At 43.3% G+C, this 17227-nt stretch carries 19 protein-coding genes; 2 read left to right on the top strand and 17 right to left on the bottom strand.

Annotated features, from left to right (window positions below):
- Positions 1-10: 10 nt before the first annotated feature.
- From O3602_RS08965 to O3602_RS08885, 17 genes are all read right to left on the bottom strand, one after another.
- Positions 11-1297: a sensor histidine kinase gene (locus O3602_RS08965; protein WP_241673373.1), complete on the bottom strand. Its 1287-nt coding sequence runs from the start codon at positions 1295-1297 to the stop codon at positions 11-13.
- A gap of 31 nt (positions 1298-1328) precedes the next feature.
- Positions 1329-2063 (bottom strand): response regulator transcription factor, encoded by a 735-nt coding sequence (locus O3602_RS08960; RefSeq protein WP_270299844.1) that lies wholly within the window; start codon positions 2061-2063, stop codon positions 1329-1331.
- 633 nt (positions 2064-2696) lie between these two features.
- Positions 2697-4322: a chaperonin GroEL gene (gene groL, locus O3602_RS08955; RefSeq protein ID WP_003004647.1), complete on the bottom strand. Its 1626-nt coding sequence runs from the start codon at positions 4320-4322 to the stop codon at positions 2697-2699.
- A gap of 21 nt (positions 4323-4343) precedes the next feature.
- The gene (groES, locus tag O3602_RS08950; protein WP_024055367.1) at positions 4344-4625 is read right to left on the bottom strand and encodes a co-chaperone GroES; all 282 of its coding nucleotides are present in this window, start codon (positions 4623-4625) and stop codon (positions 4344-4346) included.
- Positions 4626-4754: 129 nt separating this feature from the next.
- Positions 4755-5048, bottom strand: coding sequence for a hypothetical protein (locus O3602_RS08945; RefSeq protein ID WP_003013750.1), 294 nt, complete (start codon positions 5046-5048; stop codon positions 4755-4757).
- Between the two features lie 100 nt (positions 5049-5148).
- Entirely contained in the window at positions 5149-6003 is an 855-nt protein-coding gene (locus tag O3602_RS08940; protein WP_173018936.1) for a PTS system mannose/fructose/sorbose family transporter subunit IID, read from the bottom strand.
- The gene (locus O3602_RS08935; protein WP_371611518.1) at positions 5987-6829 is read right to left on the bottom strand and encodes a PTS mannose/fructose/sorbose/N-acetylgalactosamine transporter subunit IIC; all 843 of its coding nucleotides are present in this window, start codon (positions 6827-6829) and stop codon (positions 5987-5989) included. Before O3602_RS08935 ends, O3602_RS08940 begins: the two co-directional genes overlap by 17 nt.
- A 56-nt stretch (positions 6830-6885) precedes the next feature.
- Complete coding sequence (locus tag O3602_RS08930) at positions 6886-7380, bottom strand: PTS sugar transporter subunit IIB (protein WP_000261775.1); 495 nt, start codon at positions 7378-7380, stop codon at positions 6886-6888.
- A gap of 14 nt (positions 7381-7394) precedes the next feature.
- The gene (locus O3602_RS08925) at positions 7395-7832 is read right to left on the bottom strand and encodes a PTS sugar transporter subunit IIA (protein ID WP_003004126.1); all 438 of its coding nucleotides are present in this window, start codon (positions 7830-7832) and stop codon (positions 7395-7397) included.
- Between the two features lie 140 nt (positions 7833-7972).
- The gene (locus O3602_RS08920) at positions 7973-9271 is read right to left on the bottom strand and encodes an ABC transporter substrate-binding protein (RefSeq protein ID WP_003013668.1); all 1299 of its coding nucleotides are present in this window, start codon (positions 9269-9271) and stop codon (positions 7973-7975) included.
- Entirely contained in the window at positions 9268-9954 is a 687-nt protein-coding gene (locus O3602_RS08915; RefSeq protein WP_003009811.1) for a response regulator transcription factor, read from the bottom strand. Before O3602_RS08915 ends, O3602_RS08920 begins: the two co-directional genes overlap by 4 nt.
- Before the next feature lie 3 nt (positions 9955-9957).
- A complete protein-coding gene (locus tag O3602_RS08910) occupies positions 9958-11274 on the bottom strand; it encodes a sensor histidine kinase (protein WP_037607173.1) in 1317 nt (438 codons plus the stop codon).
- Complete coding sequence (locus tag O3602_RS08905; protein ID WP_371611517.1) at positions 11274-12257, bottom strand: substrate-binding domain-containing protein; 984 nt, start codon at positions 12255-12257, stop codon at positions 11274-11276. The genes O3602_RS08910 and O3602_RS08905 overlap by 1 nt, the downstream gene beginning before the upstream one ends.
- A gap of 188 nt (positions 12258-12445) precedes the next feature.
- On the bottom strand, positions 12446-12841 hold the full coding sequence (locus O3602_RS08900; protein WP_070661092.1) for a single-stranded DNA-binding protein: 396 nt from the start codon (positions 12839-12841) through the stop codon (positions 12446-12448).
- A 101-nt stretch (positions 12842-12942) separates the two neighbouring features.
- Positions 12943-13569, bottom strand: coding sequence for a YtpR family tRNA-binding protein (ytpR, locus tag O3602_RS08895; RefSeq protein WP_003013664.1), 627 nt, complete (start codon positions 13567-13569; stop codon positions 12943-12945).
- A gap of 9 nt (positions 13570-13578) precedes the next feature.
- The gene (locus O3602_RS08890; RefSeq protein ID WP_003013567.1) at positions 13579-13896 is read right to left on the bottom strand and encodes a thioredoxin family protein; all 318 of its coding nucleotides are present in this window, start codon (positions 13894-13896) and stop codon (positions 13579-13581) included.
- Complete coding sequence (locus O3602_RS08885; protein ID WP_003004245.1) at positions 13893-14183, bottom strand: DUF4651 domain-containing protein; 291 nt, start codon at positions 14181-14183, stop codon at positions 13893-13895. Before O3602_RS08885 ends, O3602_RS08890 begins: the two co-directional genes overlap by 4 nt.
- 142 nt (positions 14184-14325) lie before the next feature.
- On the opposite strand from O3602_RS08885, the gene pepA reads away from it, so the two are divergent.
- Both pepA and O3602_RS08875 read left to right on the top strand, forming a co-directional pair.
- Positions 14326-15390: a glutamyl aminopeptidase gene (gene pepA, locus O3602_RS08880; protein WP_003013779.1), complete on the top strand. Its 1065-nt coding sequence runs from the start codon at positions 14326-14328 to the stop codon at positions 15388-15390.
- A gap of 245 nt (positions 15391-15635) precedes the next feature.
- On the top strand, positions 15636-17120 hold the full coding sequence (locus O3602_RS08875; protein ID WP_003013616.1) for a DUF1846 domain-containing protein: 1485 nt from the start codon (positions 15636-15638) through the stop codon (positions 17118-17120).
- Positions 17121-17227: the final 107 nt, after the last annotated feature.

Genomic DNA, 17227 nt, shown 5'->3' with positions numbered 1-17227 from the left:
CTCTCTTCTATTATTCCTTCCAAAAGGTCAGGCTCTGAGTAAATCGGTAGTTTGAACTCTTGGTAGACACTGTCGTTTTGGGATACTTTTCCAGTAATTGTTGGATCTTGTACAAGCCAAGACCTCGGCCCTCTCCTTTACTCGAGTAGTCTTTTTCAAAAATTCTCGCTAACTCTATTTTTTCAGCTTTTGTACTATTTTCAACTATTAAGATGAGGGAGTTCGTCTCCTGAAGCATGGCAAGAGTCAGCTGGGGGTCCTCTGATTCAAGACTCGCTTCGATAGCATTGTCACAAAGGATGGATAAGAAGGTGATGAAATCTAAAACCTCGATGAATAAATCACGAACAGGTTCATCGATCTCGACAGAGATCCCAATCCCTTTATTTTGAGCTTCCAATAATTTTGCGGACAGAACACTTTTTACAGCTGGATTTTCAATGTGACTGAGTTTGGCAATATCAAACTTACTATTGTAAAATTGCTGGCCACTCTCTCGAAGAACATTCTCATAGACTTCCCTGATCGCATTTAGGTCTTCGTGCTCAATACTTAATTTGAGACTGGTTAAAATATTCAGGTAATCATGACGAAAGGCACGAATCTCCCCGTAGAGCATTTCGACGTGTTGACTATAGGTGGCTAACTCCTGCAGTTGCCTATCTTTTTGTTCCAGAATCTCTTGTTTCAATCGTTCTTTGGACACTGCATTGAAATACAAGAGCATCACAAAAAACAAAATCAAATAAATACTATTTAACTGTTTCCGCAAAGCATCTGCATGCGGAATAATATCCTCAAAAACCACCAGACCTACAACACTGAGCAAATACACAAACATGGAAAGATCCATTGGGAGTAAGAAACGATTAAAATACTGCCGTTGAAATCCTACTTTTAGATCTGTAAAATCTAGTTTTAACAATTTAGTGATTCCTATATAAACAGGAAAGACCAGCAATTCAAGTAGAGCATCATACCAGCTGACAGATGTCTCATGAACAAGTACGATCCCTAGCATTGGAAAGACATAAAAGGCTAGGAGGCGCCCAATGAGACTCTCCATGACAACAGGGTAGAGCCCGTAAAAAATATTCAAAAGGTGTCGTATGTTACGATTTCGATAGAAACTATAGGCAATAAATACTAAGAAATAGCCAAAAAAGCCTACCGGTGGCACAAGGGTAAAGATAATTGCAAAGAAGAAGGGGCACAAAAAGAGCCAGCGCAAGGTGAACTCTTGTCTACTGATATGACGATAGATCAGCATGCTGACGAAGAACTTTAGGTAAGACATTAGAATATCTAACAGCAATTCTTTCTCCCTTCTATTTTTTCAAAGCTTCCAGTAAGCCTCTGTACTTGGTCCGTGAGATCAAGCAATTGTCCCCATTTTCAAAAAAAGCTTTCTTGGCTTCTTTATCAATCTTCGTAATATTTTGCGGATTCACCACAAAGGAGCGGTGGCACCGATACAAGCGGGGATCTGCTTTTTCGATATCGGCAATACTAGCGTAAAATTCCAAGCGCTCTTCCTGGGTGTGTAAAATGACCTTGTGAATGGCTGGAGACGTTTCAACATACAAAATCTTATTAAAAGGAACTTGTACACGCGCCATCGCACTCTCAAACGTAAAGGCATCTTGCGCAATCGTGGTCCCAGCTTGCTCCAAGGTATAGTCGATGGCTGAGCTGATTCTCTCTTTGAACTCTTCCTCACTCAGCGTTTTATCGATAAAATCCAAGGCAGCTACTTTGTACTGAAAGGTAATGGGCATGAATTCAGAGTGAGTAGTGACAAAGACAATGGTCGCATGGGGGTCTTTCTTACGAATCTCTTTTGCGATCTCTAGACCCTTTTTCTCCTCACCTTTAATCTCGATATCTAAAAAGAATAGGTGATGGGCGCCTCTCTCTGTGATAGCATCCAGCAACAGGCTTGACTTCCCAAACACTTCTGGCGCTTTGCATTGCAAGGATTTTTGACGGATGAGATCCTGCAAGACCGCTTCGATACGCGATTGTTGGATCCATTCATCTTCTAACACAAAAATCTTCAACAAAGTCCTCACTCCTTCCCCTCTACGAATATGTTCTATTTTACCATAAATGATGCCTACTGAGCTACTCTTTCAAAGGAGACTCAAAAGGCCTTCTACCTTTTCTCCTTAACAAAAAAACTCTCCCGGAGGAATCCGGAAGAGCTTGCGCAAGGGGAATTTGAAAAATATTTTTTAATATGAAAAAGGTCGATAAAATCTATGCTATGTTCAAACTCTCATTTTTACTAACAGCGATATTACGATCAAGTTTTATTGTCAATAGACATGTATGTGGGAAGTTCTCCCCTTGCAACAATGTAGACCTGTGATCTACTCTTACTAGTATACACTAGAATTATTACAAAATCAGTTAATTTGTATTGCAATTTGTTGGCAAATATTCCTCCGCCTGAAAACACCGTAAACGCTTGATCCCCAAGCATTTACACAAGTCCTCTTTAACTAGTATTTATCATTTCTGTTACAAAATTTAAAATAAAAATATTATTCCATAACAAATAAAAATCCCAAAGAACGATAAAAAGGGAGGAAAGAATCTTCCACTCCCTTTGAGCCAGTAAGACACTTCGGCAAGGCACCATGGTGCTTGCCGTAGCCTAATGAGGTGCTTCAGTACCCATTAGACTAAGTGTCTTACATCATCCCGCCCATCATGCTTGGATCCATTCCTGGTCCTGCTGGGGCTGCTGGTTCTGGTTTGTTAGCTACGACTGCTTCAGTCGTCAAGATCAGACTCGCTACGGAAGCGGCGTTTTGAAGGGCTGAACGGCTCACTTTGACTGGGTCGATGATTCCTGCATCAATCATATTCACCCATTCACCTGTTGCAGCATTGAAACCTGTTCCGACTTCGGCATTTTTCAAGCGATCAATCACAATAGATCCTTCGTAACCGGCATTGTGGGCAATTTGGCGCACTGGCTCTTCCAAAGCACGAAGAACGATATTGCGTCCGGTTGCTTCATCTCCCTCCAACTCAAGGGCTGCGACTGCAGAGATGACATTGACAAGAGCTGTACCACCTCCGGCAACGATCCCTTCTTCAACGGCTGCGCGAGTCGCATTAAGGGCATCTTCGATACGGAGTTTCATTTCTTTCAATTCTGTTTCTGTTGCAGCACCAACCTTGATCACGGCAACACCACCAGACAATTTGGCCAAACGTTCTTGTAATTTTTCACGGTCAAATTCAGAGGTTGTAGTTTCAATTTGTGACTTGATAACAGCCACACGGTTAGCGATCGCTTCTGGGTTACCAGAACCTTCGACAATGACGGTACTGTCTTTATCGACTGAAACTTTAGCTGCTTGACCAAGGGCTTCAATGGTTGCATCTTTCAATTCCAAACCAAGATCGTCTGTAATGACTGTACCACCTGTCAAGATGGCAATGTCTTCTAGCATGGCTTTGCGGCGATCTCCAAATCCTGGTGCCTTGACAGCTACAACATTAAAGGTACCACGGATCTTGTTCAAGACAAGTGTTGGAAGAGCTTCGCCATCGACATCATCTGCGATGATCAAGAGTGGACGGTTGCTTTGAAGAATGCTTTCCAACAATGGCAAGATTTCTTGGATATTTGAAATCTTCTTGTCAGTGATCAAAATGTATGGATTTTCAAGGTCTGCCACCATTTTTTCATTATCAGTGACCATGTATTGTGAAAGGTAACCACGGTCAAACTGCATACCTTCAACGACTTCCAGTTCTGTTTCCATTCCACGAGACTCTTCAATCGTGATAACCCCATCTTTACCTACTTTTTCCATGGCTTCAGAGATGTACTCACCGACTTTTTCAGAACGAGAAGACACAGCAGCTACTTGAGCAATCGCTTCCTTGCTTGATACTGGGATCGCATTGTTTTTCAAAGCTTCTACTGCTGTTGCAACAGCGGTCTCAATCCCACGGCGGATGCCGATTGGGTTAGCCCCTGCTGTGACGTTTTTGATCCCTTCACGGACGATGGCTTGGGTCAAAACCGTTGCGGTCGTTGTACCGTCACCTGCGATATCATTGGTCTTAGAAGCCACTTCTGACACCAATTTGGCACCCATATTTTCAAAATGGTCTTCCAATTCGATTTCTTTTGCGATGGTCACCCCATCATTTGTGATCAAGGGTGAACCAAATGATTTTTCAAGAACCACATTGCGTCCTTTAGGGCCCAACGTAACTTTCACTGTATCTGCTAAGACATCGACACCACGGACCATTGCAGAACGTGCATCAGATGAAAATTTAATATCTTTTGCCATTTCTCTTACCTCTTTCTTCTCTTACTCTACAATTGCAAGAATGTTTGCTGTTCCAACGATGGTGTAGGTTTCTTCCCCATCTTTCACTTCAATTCCTGCATGGCTTTCAACCAAAACGTGGTCTCCTGCTTTTACAGCTGGAGCGATGAGTTCACCACTTAGGGTACGCACACCTTCACCAACGGCCACTACTTCAGCTGTTTTTGTATCGGCCTTGCTCGCACCTGCGAGGACAAAACCTCCAACAGTCTGTTCTTTTTCTTCTACTTTTAAGACCACACGGTCTCCTAATGGTTTTAACATGTTCATTCCTCCATACGTGTTTTTAGCACTCTCTATACGTAAGTGCTAACTTATGTTTCTATTGTATCACTTGGTCAGAAATAGTCAAGAAAAAAACACCTCAAAAATAAATGAGATGTTTCTAAAATATCAATTTAAAATTGTCAATTTTTGATTGAAATCATCGATCACTTTTTGAAGATTGATCCGCCCGCGGTAGATGCCATATCCAAAAACAATCATGCCTAAAATTCCAACCAAGGCTAGTAAAATCCCGAGGATCAAGAGTGGGAGAAAACTTTTGTGAAAGAGATAGATCAATACCACACCAATACTGGCAATGATAAAGAGTAAGCTGAACCAACGACCAAGGTTTTCAAGCATGTGGCGTTGGTAGTTGATTTCTGTTTCATATCCATTGACAAGTTCTTGTTTTGTAACCATGGGATTCCTCCTGATAAAAATTGAGAATGAAGTGCAAGTAAAGGAGGTCCATTCACTTCATTCTCAAAAACTCCTACTAGCAAATTCGTTTTTCTTGACCTTAGTATTTAAGATGTGGGTCGAAGATACCAAGGGCAACACCGATCAAAGCCACTACAACGAGAAGTAACATAACTTTGTTTGGTGAAATTTTTTTCTTAGACATCAACCACCAGCAAAGAGTGATGAAGGCTGCTGTCAAGAGACCTGGATAAACACCATCGATCTTTTCTTGAATGTTCAAGAAGACTTTTCCTTCTGCATTCTTGAATTGAAGGGCTGTTGTAACAGATACCCAAGTAGCTGCTACGGCACCGATAACCATACCACCGACAACGCTGATCGCTTTACGAAGAGCTTGTCCTTTTGGTCCTACAAGGAATTCAACGGCTTTATCCCCTAATTGGTAACCTTTGAAGAATGCAAAGCGCATACCAAAGTAGACTAAGAGGTTCCATACGACGATGTAGAAGAGAGCACCAGCGACGTTACCACCTTTAGAAAGTCCAAGGGCAATCCCCAAGAGAACTGGGATCAAGGTACCAACGACCAATGAGTCACCAATACCAGCGATTGGTCCCATCAAACCGGCACGCATACCGTTGATGGTTTCGCCATCTACTGCATCTCCGTTTGCACGCGCTTCTTCCAAACCAGCTGTGATCCCTACAACAAGAGATCCAAGTTGTGGTTCAGTGTTGAAGAAGGCCGTATAGGTTTGCATAGCATCCTTTTGTTCTTCTTTTGTGTCATACATTTCTTCTACGATTGGAAGCATAGAAGTCAAGTACCCGAAGGTTTGCATATGTTCTTGAGAGAAACAAGTCAAATGACCATAATACCAATGATGGAATGCTTTTGCTAATGTTTTCTTTGAAATTTTCTTTCTATCAGCCATTTTAAATATCCTCCTCATCATCGTCTAGATCCACCACTCCAGCGGGAGTAGCTTTCATCGATTTGATCACTTCAAGTTCATAGTAGATTACTGCAAAGATTAATGAAACAACGGCACTTGATACCAAGTTCAATCCGAGAGATTTTGCCAAGGTAAATCCAACAAAGAATGGAATGAAGTCAGTTGCTTCTGTAACAATTTGTTTCAACAAGATGGCAATACCGACACATGGGAGAAGAGCACCGACTGTAAAGAGGGCTTTCATCCAGTAACCATCCATAGGAAGGTATTGTTTCATCAAATCAACCATGTTTTCACCGTATTTGGTGATAATCATTGTTGGAAGGAAAGAGAAAAGGAAATGAGAGATCCAAGGATAAAACCAGTCAACTGCGTAGAGTTTTTTGAAGTTTCCTTCTTCAACGGCTTTCCAACCAATGTGTTGCCATACCAAGTTCATAGTAGCGGTACCGTAGAAAAGAACTGTACCGATTGTCCCAACGGCTGCACCGATTGGAGCTGCAGCTGCGGCGATTCCAGCTTCATCTGTGATGTTATTGGCATGCACAAACAAGATAGCAAGAGGAACACCGATGTAAGAGATGGCACGCACATCGGCAGATACGGTACCACCAGGTGTTACCAAGGCGATATAAACGACTTGAAGGGCAACCCCGACCATAATACCAGTTGTCACATCTCCAAGAATTAAACCTGAAATCAACCCACCGATCAAAGGACGACCGAGTGTATAGTTCCCGATACTGGAACCTCCCATACCAGGCATTGAAGACAAGCTGGCAAAAATACCAAGCAAGATTGCTTGAATCCATGAAATTGTCATAACAAACGCTCCTTTTGTTTGTAAATATATTTACCTAACAGATAAGACTGTTAGTTTTAAAAACCAAATTTTGATTTGAAATCATCCCAATAACCGATGGAAACATCTGGCAACAATTGGAATTTCACCTTGTAGCCTGCTGCTTGAATGGCTTGGAAGGCTTCTGCTTCTTCCTGAGTGATGGATTGGTTATTTCCCAATTTCACAGCTCCAGGACGATCATTTGCAGGGCCAACAATGATTTCTTTGACATCACCTGGGACAAACCCTTGGTCGACCAAAATTTCCTTCATATCGATTGGATTTTTGGTGATCAAGAAGTAACGACTATCTGATTCTGTTACTTTTGCTGATTTTTCCTTAAAGGCTTCCTTTGTCCATACAAAGGTTTTCTTGTCTGATGCGCCTTTGTAAGCTTGGATCAAAACCTTGTTTGATGCTGCTGCATCGTTTACGGCAATCAAACCATCACATGGTTTTTCCTTTGCCCAGCGTGTGACTGTTTGACCGTGAATCATACGGTCATCAATCCGTACAAATGTTACTACCATAAGGTACCTCCCTATTAAATATCGTCATCATCTTCTTCAGCACCAGTGGCTGAAACTTCAAAAGGCTGTAGTGCAGATCGGGCTTCTGATAAGATGGTGGCTGACAAATCGTCTCCATCCAACACATCCTTCATCACAACTGCCGTCAAGGCCATGGTAAGGTTCATCCCACCAAGGATCAAGGCTCCATCGAGCTTTCCAGCTTCTTCTAGAACCGTGGCTGCAGTGGTTAATGGACTACCACCTACGATATCTGCCAAGACCAAAACAGAATCATCAGCTGTCAATCCTGAAATGCTCTCTCTGAAATCAACTGCGAAGTCATCGACCGATTTTCCTTCTTTGAGTCCAACCGCGATGACCTGATCCATCTTATCACCAGCAAACATGGCTAGTGATGTTTTTAGACCTTCTGCCAGTCCACCATGACTGACCAAAATGAGGTATTTCATTTTGCTACGCCTCCTTTATTTGACTCTATTGTAGACTATTTGAAAGCGCTTTTACATTGTCAAATGTCACATTCCAAATATGACATTTAGCAATAAAAAAATGACATCTGTCACTTGACAAAATGCCATCTTATTTTACTCTAAACTCCTACCTGTAGACTACTTTCAATCTCCCTCTGAATTTGAGGCAAGCGGTTCTCGACATCTTGATCGCGCAAGGCATTGCCGATCAAGTAGTCTAGCTTTTCTAACACCTCTTTTGAGACATTTTTAGGACTACTTTCAACCGCTTGTTCCATGATGCGGTTCAAGGTCTGATTGGTCAAGGAATCTGTTCCAAAATCATCTACCTGCAGAAGGTCTTTACTAGAGCGACTCTTGACTACCTGTGGCATGACAGAGATCCCTTGGGATTGGGCAAAGAGGGTTTGTTGAATGTCTGGATCCTCTGTTAAGAGTTGCATCAATTCCCAAGCCAACTTGGAATGAGAACTTCGAGCTGACATAGCAAAAGAAGTCGTCGTGACCAAGGTTGCCTTGGTCGATTTTGACTTAGCAGGCATCGGGATACAGGTCCAGGTGAAGTTTGAATATTTAGAAACGTGGTAGGGATAAGGTTTATAGGTCCGATATTGGGCCAAGGTCATGGGATAAAAGGCGACTTTCCCCTGGTCAAAATCTTTAGAACTCACCTTGTAATTTTTATTTAGATCTTCCAATTTTTGCAGAAAAGTCAAAGACTCTTTCACTTCTGGAGCTGTCAGCTTGAGCATGCCTCCTTGAAAGAGATGACCTCCATTTGCCGCCAAGGCTTCTTTCCAGGTGTATTCTGTACTCCCAAATTGGTCCAATTGCCCATCTCCATTGGTATCCTTGGTTAGTTTCTTGCAAATCGTATAGAACTCTTCAAGGGTCCAACCTTCTTTGGGAACTGCGATGCCTTCTTTATCCAAGAGATCTTTATTGACACACATCAAAATCGGATTGCTTTCATAAGGTAAGGCATAGGTTTGTCCCTGATAGACACCCGATTCAAAGGCAACGGGATAAAAGGCAGCTTGGTCTTTTCGATCCATATAGCCGTTTAACTTTTCTAGCACCCCCCGCGCTGCTAATAAGGAAAGATCTTGCTCAGAGACCATAAACACATCTGGTGTCTTTCCTGAGACAATCTTTTCAGAGAGCCAGTCTGAATAATCTGACTGCGGAATCCCATTTTCATACTCTACACGAACGTGGGGATGGGACTTTTCAAATTTTTGAATCGCACGATCCAAGGCATGGGAACGTTGACTGGTCGGCACATCCCAGCTAGAGCCTGCATAAACGCCGATATGGAGTACGGTCGATTGCTGTTTCCACCAATAGAAACCCGCGCTCGCACAGAGCACAACAAGGAGACCGATCCCCCAACAAAGATGCTTTCGCTTCAATTTCATTCTGTATTTCCTTTAGAAAAATCACGTCTCGTCACTCCTGTTTGGACTGACCAGATCGCTAATTGCGTTCGATCTCGTAGGTTTAATTTTGCCAAAATCGTTGATAAGTAATTGCGCACGGTTCCTTCTGACAAGAAAAGTTTGGCCGCAATTTCTTTATTGGACTCCCCATAGCCAACTTCTTGGATAATGCGCCATTCCGTCGTGCTCAAATCCTTGACATTGTCCTCATCTACAGCAATAGAGAAGTTGGTTTTGGCCATTTGTGAGAAAATTTGAAAGACTTTACTAGCAATATTCGGGTTGATCATGGCTCCGCCTTGATACACCACCTTAATCGCTTCATAGAGTTCCTCTGTCGAGGCTCCCTTTAAAAGATAACCTGAAGCACCATACTTGAGTGCACTATAGATAAATTCATCATCGTCAAAGGTCGTTAAAATAATAATTTTGATATCCGGATAGTGTTCTTTGACTTCTTTTGTCGCCAAAACCCCATCCATGCCTGGCATCCGAATATCCATTAAGATCAGGTCAGGATGTGTCTGCGGAATGCTCGACAAGACGTGATTCCCATCTTCCACCGTGGCCACCACTTCGATATCGGGGTGGGCTGACAAAATAATTTTCAGAGATTCTCGAATCAAGGCCTGGTCATCTGCCACCATTACTTTTATTACCATCTCTTATCTCCCTTCTTTATATTTCGGTAAACTGACGCGCGTGAAAAATCCATCGCGGCTTTCAAATTGAAGCTGTCCTCCCAGGATGGAAATACGCTCCATCATCTGTTTGAGTCCATAGCCATAAGTCAAGGTTTCAAACCCAACCCCATTGTCCTGCAACTCGATCAGGTAATCTTCTTCATCCTCAAAAAAATGAAGGCTCATCTGACTGGCATGGCCGTGGCGAACCGCATTGGTCATAGACTCTTGGATCACACGAAAGATCGTATCTTCAATCATGACGTCCATATCGACATCGACCCATTCATAGTGTAAATCAACCTGCAACTTGGAAAGCGTCTGGTACTCGCGGATCATCTTTTCTAAAGCATCTTTGAGGGTTCGTCCCTCAAGGGCACCTGGACGGAGGCGGTTGAGAGAGCCTCTCACATCCTGGATTCCTTCCCGGACAACTTCTGATACGCTTTTTACCTGCTCTTTTGCCCGATTGGGATCGATATCAATCAAGACTCCGACAGCATCTAAGCCTGCCGAGATCCCTGTTAGCGCATGCCCCAAGGTATCGTGAATCTCCCGAGCAATCCGCTTGCGCTCCCGATCTTCTGCAATCTTCTCAGACAAGGCCATATAGTTGTTCAACTCCGTATTCACCTTCGAAACCATGGCCAACTCTTCTTCTACTTCGTGGTTTTCTGCAAGAACATTCATAATATAGAACAAAAGCGAAATAATGAAGAGCACCATATTCAAGGCATAGAGGGAATTCTTTAAGAAAAAGGCCAGAATCCGGATGGAGGCAGGGTAAAAATGAATATAGACATCCAGAGAAGGAATCGGAAAGAAAAGCGAAAAGACGTCTGAATTGGTCACAAGAAGCATCAAGAAACTCACTAGGATAAAGGCAAACCAATACTTGCGGTCTCGCTTGGTATTCAACTCTTTGGAACCATAGAAGATATCCGCAAAAACCAAGAGAATAAGCCCGTTATAAGCTACATTTTGGACCCACATCAAGAGCAACATCAGGAGGATCTCCAGAATATTCCACTTATCAAAAATGGACCATCGACTCGTTTGAGACCGATAACGACTCATGGAAATCAAGGCAATCCCAGCAAATAAGAGTGCAGACAACCAAAAAGTTGTAGAGGGCGCAAAAGGAATGCGCTCTAAGCGTTCTACTAATAGGGAAGCTTGTCGTTGAGCAATGATATAATTGGTTGCTTGAAGATAGATGATACTGTTGAGCATCACAGCGATAAAATTCACGACCATCAGAATGGCCAAACTGTATCTCACACCTCTAAATTTTCTCATTACTGCCACCCATTCACATCAAATTGATCGATGTTTTCCTTTGTCATCATTTGAACCGGAATGGTTATTTCTTTTTGGTAGCTCTTCCCATCAGCCATATCTTGGATGACCTCCATCACCCGGTCTCCCATCTTCAACGGAGACTGGGCAACGGTTCCTACGACATCATCTGTCGAGTGCAGCAAGGCTTTCATATCTGGTGAACCATCAATCCCATAGATCGCAATGGGATGGGTGATCCCTTGCTCCTTGATCGCTGCTAAAGCTCCTATAGCTGAACGGTCATTCAAGGAGACTAGAGTATCGACATTCCCCCCTGACTGCAAGAACTTACGGACAGCTGGCATAGCGATCTCCGTCTGACCCTTGGTTTCTAGTTCCGAGATAATCTCATATGACCCATGTCCTTTGATGGTATCCTTAAATCCCTGAATCCGCGTATCTGCTGAAACAGTCCCCTTATGCTCCAAGAGAAGGATCCGAGCATTTGCAGAGCGTTTCTTCAGCTCTTTCGCAATCAAGACTCCTGCTTGGTAGTTGTCGGAGACAATGCTGGCATCCGGCTTAAAATGCTTCAGCTGGGTATCAACTGCAATGATCTTAATTCCTTGTTTTCTAGCTTTTTTAAGAGCCCTTAAAATCGGCTGACTATCCCCTTTGACCGGATTAATCACAATCACATTTACTTTTTGAGCGCAAAAATCATCGATCTGCTGGCTCTGCCTTTTTTCATCCAATTCCGGATCTCGGACAGATACAAGAGCTCCTTTCTCATCGGCAATTCGACTAATTTCCGAATGAATACTTTTATAGAACTCATTGTTCATGGTCATATAGGTGACACCGATCTTGGTCTGATCCTTGATGCTACTGGTTTGACAAACGGCATAGATCCACAAGAGGATGCAGGTCACTGGAATCACCAGTAGAACCCGTTTTATCAGCCATTTTAACCGTTCTTTTCTTTCTTCTTTCCCCTTCAAACTCCATTCCTTTTCTGAAAATTTTGAATATATATTACTTAATTTTACTACTTTTTCAAGATAAATGCTGGCTTTTATTGTACAGATGCATATTTTTGATTTATTTTTAAAAGAGTAGTTCCCGAATGAAACCCCTAGCAAGTAGCAAAAAAGCTGGTCTATAAACGAACCAGCTTTCTTTTTTGATCCTAAAATGGAAGATCTTCCTCTTCTAAGATGATATCGGCTAAATCTCCCGTTCCACCATTTTCACGCATCGCTCGCTGAGCACGGCTCTCTAGCAACTGAAAACTTTGGCAGAGGACCTCTGTCACATACTGCATGACCCCATTTTTCTCGTAGCGGCGCGTCCGAATCTCTCCATCCAAAGAGATCAAACTCCCTTTGTTGGCATAACTAGCCATGGTTTCAGCCAATTTCCCCCAGACAACGACATTGACAAAATCAGTCTCTCGCTCCCCGTTTTGATCCTTGTAGCGACGATTGACCGCAACGGTCACTCGAGCAACGGATTTGTCTGTGCTGGTTTTATGCAATTCTGGGGCCGCCACCAGGCGACCGATTAAAATAACTTTATTATACATCATTTACCTCCTATCTATTTATTCGAAAAAATTTCAAAAAATGGAGGTGACAAACCAAAATCAAAAAAATCTAGGATTCAAAACATCCTAGATTCTTCTCTTTATTCATGCCAGTGACGAGCAGGATCAAAAGGTGTCCCTGCTACTTCTGCATCATCCAATTCAATAATGCCTCGTTTTTGAGGAGCATTTGGCAGGTGCAATTCACGCGGACTACACATCATCCCATAACTTTTTTCTCCACGAAGGGCCCCTGGGAAAATCAAGCTACCATCCGGCATCATGGCACCTGGAAGAGCGACAATGGTCTTTAGACCCACCCGCGCATTTGGAGCTCCTGCTACGATCTGAACCGTCTTATCTGGTCCAACTGCTACTTGGCAGATATTCAAGTGGTCACTATCTGGATGGGCCACCATTTCAAGGATTTCTCCCACCACAAATTTTGGTTCCCGATCATTGACCAAACGTTCTGCGAAGCCTTCTTTTTCCAATTCTTGGTTCAAACGATCCACTTGCTCATCTGTCAAAAAGACTTGGCCCTTGCCTTCGATGGCGAAGAAAGATGAGGCATCAAAGATATTCCAGGCAACGGTTTCTTGCTTGTCCTCACGGTAAACGCGTGCCACTTTCCCTTTTCTCTCCACCGCGAGCTTTGCATCTCCACTATTTTTCAAGGTCAGCATCAAGACATCGCCGACTTGTTCTTTGTTGTATGTTACAATCATGATTTTCTCCTATTTTAATCCTGCTAAGAATGCTGTAATCTGCGCTTTGGTTTTCCGATCCCGATTGACAAACCGACCGATTTCCTTATCCTTTTCCAGAACCACCAAACTTGGGATCCCATAAACATCCCAGACTTTCGCCAGATCCATATAGGCATCTCGGTCAATCAAGATAAAGGTAAATTCGGGATTTTCAGCCTCAATCTCCGGCAAAAAAGGCTTAAGGTAACGACAATCTCCACACCAATCTGCTGAAAAGACAAACACTTTCTTGCCATCTTGCTCTACATATGAAGCAATTTCTTCTAGAGAACTCGGTGTGATCATAGTTTTTCCTCTTCGTAATGCAAGAGACCGTCCTCGTAGACAAAGCGGTAATGGCGCTCATCTTCAAAAATGACACCACCTACTAAGCGCTCTTCACTAGACTCGTAGAGTTCCACGTACAGGGTCGCAATCGTCCCCATGGCTTCCATTTGCTCCCGTACTTCTGCTACCAACTCTTCTTGGGTACGGAGACGCTTTTGATCTTTGGCAATTTTATAAACACCGGCCGCAAGAGCTCCTGCACTTGCTACAGCCAGACTAGACAAAATAATTTTTTTAGCTTTCATAGTGCCTATTGTAACACAAAATAAGCAGAGGGACAACGGTCTAGGCTGGATCTCTCCCTCCGCTTTTAGAGACTGATTTCCATAATAACGCTACCATCCTTGTAGAAAAAGTGATAAAATAGCATCAGAAAGAAGGTAACCTATGACTGATTTATTTTCTAAAATCAAAGAAGTAACTGAAATCCCTGCTATCTCAGGTCACGAAGCTCCTGTACGGGATTATTTGCGCCAACAATTGACCCCTCATGTGGACGAAATCGTGACAGATGGTCTCGGTGGGATCTTTGGGGTCAAACATTCAACAGCTGCCGATGCTCCTCGTATCTTAGTAGCTGCCCACATGGACGAAGTTGGTTTTATGATCAGCGAAATCAAAGCTGACGGAACTTTCCGTGTTGTCCCAATCGGAGGTTGGAATCCGATGGTCGTCAGCAGCCAACGCTTCAAACTCTTTACACGTGACGGACGTGAATACCCTGCTATTTCAGGATCTGTTCCTCCTCATTTGACACGTGGAACAGGTGGACCAACCGTACCTGCCATTAGCGACATCGTCTTTGATGCAGGCTTTAGCTCTAAAGCCGAAGCTGAAAGCTATGGGGTCCGTCCTGGAGATACCTTGGTCCCAGATAGCTCTGCGATTCTCACTGCTAATGGTAAAAACGTCATCTCAAAAGCATGGGATAACCGCTACGGCGTCTTGATGGTCAGCGAATTGGCCAAGAACCTTTCTGGACAAGCCTTAAACAACGAACTCTATGTAGGGGCCAACGTTCAAGAAGAAGTGGGACTTCGTGGAGCCCACACCTCAACCACTAAATTTGATCCTGAAATCTTCCTTGCTGTAGACTGTTCGCCAGCGGCCGATGTCTTTGGAGACCAAGGTGCGATTGGGGAAGGAACACTGCTTCGCTTCTACGATCCAGGTCACATCATGCTACCAAATATGAAAGATTTCTTGCTCACTACTGCTGAAGAAGCGGGCATCAAATTCCAATATTACTGTGGTAAGGGTGGAACCGACGCCGGTGCCGCACACTTGAAGAATGGTGGAGTGCCATCTACCACCATCGGTGTCTGCGCCCGTTACATTCACTCTCACCAAACCCTCTATGCCATGGATGATTTCTTGCAAGCGCAAGACTTCTTGCAAGCATTGGTTAAGAAATTGGATCGCTCTACAGTTGATTTGATCAAACACTATTAAACAACATCGATTACGAAGCCCCGTAAGGGGCTTTTTTAGGGGGGAAACAAGGTTCTCTTTGAAACTTTCCAGCGTGAGTCACCATTAAGCCCTTTGGCATCCACACTCCCCTTAGGAAAGTATCTTAGAATATTTTATCTTCCATCTGTTTTCTGATATAATATGAAAGAATGAAATGGTAGGGAACGGAACACTCATCCTTGGATTCGTGTGGCAGACCCTTCGCTTATATACAGGAGTTTTACATGAAAAAACAAGCTTTTAGTTCTGAAAAGTATTTGAACTTGCAACGTGACCACATTATTGAGCGGATCAACCAATTCGATGGCAAGCTCTACCTTGAATTTGGTGGTAAGATGTTAGAAGACTTTCACGCTGCTCGTGTCCTCCCTGGATACGAACCAGACAATAAGATCAAGCTGCTACAAGAATTGCGCGACCAGGTGGAAATTGTCATTGCCATCAACGCCAACAACATTGAGCACTCAAAAGCCCGTGGGGATCTAGGAATTTCTTATGACCAAGAAGTACTGCGTTTGATCGACAAATTCAATGAATTGGGGATTTTTGTAGGCTCTGTCGTCATCACCCAATATGCTGGACAAGCTGCAGCAGATGCCTTTCGCAAACAACTGGACAAGAGCGGGATCGCCTCTTATCTCCACTATCCGATCAAGGGCTATCCGACTGATATGGACCACATCATCTCTCCTGAAGGGATGGGGAAAAATGACTACATCAAAACTAGTCGCAATTTGGTCGTTGTGACAGCTCCTGGACCTGGTTCTGGTAAGCTGGCAACTTGTATGTCCAATATGTACCATGACCAATTAAATGGGATCAAATCAGGTTATGCCAAGTTTGAAACCTTCCCAGTATGGAATCTTCCTTTGCACCACCCAGTTAACTTGGCTTATGAAGCAGCGACTGCAGATCTAGACGATGTCAATATGATCGATCCTTTCCACCTTCAAACCTATGGGGAAACAACGGTCAATTACAACCGCGACATCGAAATCTTCCCTGTCTTGAAGCGCATGTTGGAACGCATCTTAGGAACCTCTCCTTATGCTTCTCCAACAGACATGGGCGTCAACATGGTTGGCTTTGCCATTGTGGACAATGACGCTGCGATTGAAGCTTCCCAACAAGAAATCATCCGTCGCTATTACCAAACTATTTTGGATGTCAAAGCCGAACGCGTCGGTGAAGGAGCTGTCAAGAAGATTGAGCTCTTGATGAATGATTTAGGGATTACTCCAAATAACCGGAAAGTGACCATTCTTGCTCGTCAGAAAGAAGAAGAAACAGGCGAGCCAGCCTTGGCCCTTGAATTACCAAACGGCGAGATGGTAACCGGAAAAACCTCTGATCTCTTTGGCCCAACCGCAGCTCTCTTAATCAATGCAATCAAGAAATTGGCGCATATTGATAAAGAGACCAAATTAATCGAGCCAGAATACGTCCAACCGATCCAAGGCTTGAAGATCAATCATTTGGGTAGCCGCAACCCTCGTCTTCACTCAAATGAGATCCTCATTGCCCTTGCAATTACAGCCATGAGCAACGAAGTTGCTAATCTTGCTATGCAAGAATTAGGCAAGTTGAAAGGTAGCGAAGCCCACTCAACCGTGATGCTGACAGACGAAGACAAGAATGTCCTTCGCAAGCTCGGGATCAATGTCACCATGGACCCTGTCTACCAGTACGATCGCTTGTATCGTAAATAAACTAAGACAAACAAAAACAATTCCTGCTAGAGGGATTGTTGAGAGCGTAGAGAAACGAATCTTTAATAAAATCTAATCAATTCTTTAAAAATTATACTCGTTATAGT

It is taken from the genome of Streptococcus sp. 27098_8_186 (assembly GCF_041432055.1).
GTDB classification, from domain to species: Bacteria; Bacillota; Bacilli; order Lactobacillales; family Streptococcaceae; genus Streptococcus; species Streptococcus dentalis.
This window is presented reverse-complemented; position numbering and strand designations above follow the sequence as displayed.